The sequence below is a fragment of the Fictibacillus sp. 18YEL24 genome (genome assembly GCF_015903855.1).
Taxonomy (GTDB): domain Bacteria; phylum Bacillota; class Bacilli; order Bacillales; family Fictibacillaceae; genus Fictibacillus; species Fictibacillus phosphorivorans_C.
The window spans coordinates 1-1,456 of the sequence record NZ_JACZDT010000018.1 but is presented as its reverse complement, the minus strand read 5'-3'; the positions used below and the strand labels follow the sequence as shown (position 1 = coordinate 1,456).

Below are 1,456 nucleotides of genomic sequence, written 5' to 3'. Positions count from 1 at the left end.
TAATGAACTGCACCCCAAATTTTAGACACAATCTAAAATTTGGAGGTGCTTTTCTTATGGCTAAATTTACGATCGAAGAAAAAATAGCTGCTGTTAAACGATATTTAGAAGGAGATGAAGGGTCCAAAACACTCGCAAAAGAGATTGGTGGGCATAAAAGTAAAGTCCTATACTGGGTTAGAAAATATGAGTACCACGGTGAGAATGCTTTTTTCAAAAGCTATACAAATTATCCCTTAAACTTTAAACTAGACGTACTAAAATATATGAACGACAATGGGACGTCTATCTTTGATACAGCTGCGATCTTTAATCTGCCATCCGATTCTACCTTGTGGAAATGGCGAGATTTATTAGAGACTCAAGGTTTAGATGCCCTAAAACCAAAGAAAAAGGGGCGTCCAAACATGAATAAGAAAGATCAAAAGTATTCCAAAAAGTCATCACCAGATAAAGGATCATTAGAAGCGCTTCAACAGGAATTAGAAGCGTTACGTATGGAAAATGCTTATTTAAAAAAGTTGAATGCCTTAGTTCAAAACAAGGAAAAATCACCAAACAAGACAAAGCGCAAGTAGTCTATGAATTAAGGCATGAGTTTTCGATACAAGCACTCATAAAGCTAGCAGGAATCCCACGTAGTACCTATTATTATTGGGTGAAAAATTTCAATCGTCCTGACCCTGACCAGGAGTTAAAACATTCGATTCAGGCTATTTATAATGAACATGAAGGCCGTTTTGGCTACCGTAGAATTCGCGATGAACTTAGAAATCGTGGACACCAAGTTAATCACAAAAAGGTGCAGCGTATTATGAAGGAACTAGGATTAAAATGTCTCGTACGTATTAAAAAATATCGTTCTTATAAAGGGACGATTGGGAAGATTGCACCAAATATTTTAAATCGTAATTTTAAAGCTGAGAAACCAAACGAAAAGTGGGTCACGGATATCACAGAGTTTAAATTATTCGGAAAGAAGCTTTATTTATCACCCGTATTGGACTTATTTAATGGAGAAATCATTACCTATACAATCGGTGTTAGACCGACATACTCCCTTGTCTCTACGATGTTAGATCAAGCTCTAGCACATGTAACAGATAAAGATAAGCTTCTTATACATTCAGATCAAGGCTGGCACTATCAAATGAATCAATACCGTAAGGTCCTCAGTAAACATGGCATCACCCAGAGTATGTCTCGTAAAGGAAACTGTTACGATAACGCTGTGATGGAAAACTTCTTTGGAATCCTAAAATCTGAACTTCTTTATCTAAAAGAATTTGAAAGTGTGGAACACTTTAAACTAGAGCTGGCTAAATATATGGATTACTATAATCACAAACGAATCAAGGCAAAATTAAAAGGCATGAGCCCGGTTAAATACCGTACTCATACCCTTACAGCTGCCTAATGAAATAACCGTGTCTAACTTTTAGGGGTCACTTCATAA

The 1,456-nt window shown here is 36.4% G+C and carries 1 protein-coding gene; it reads left to right on the top strand.

Annotated features, from left to right (window positions below; all coding sequences use genetic code 11):
* The first annotated feature begins 56 nt into the window (after window positions 1-56).
* Window positions 57-1,417, top strand: a protein-coding gene (locus tag HU823_RS21715; RefSeq protein WP_197223319.1) for an IS3 family transposase whose coding sequence is annotated in 2 segments (ribosomal slippage) — window positions 57-513 and window positions 513-1,417 — 1,362 coding nt in all. Because the reading frame shifts where the segments join, the coding sequence is not laid out codon by codon here.
* Window positions 1,418-1,456 lie beyond the last annotated feature (39 nt).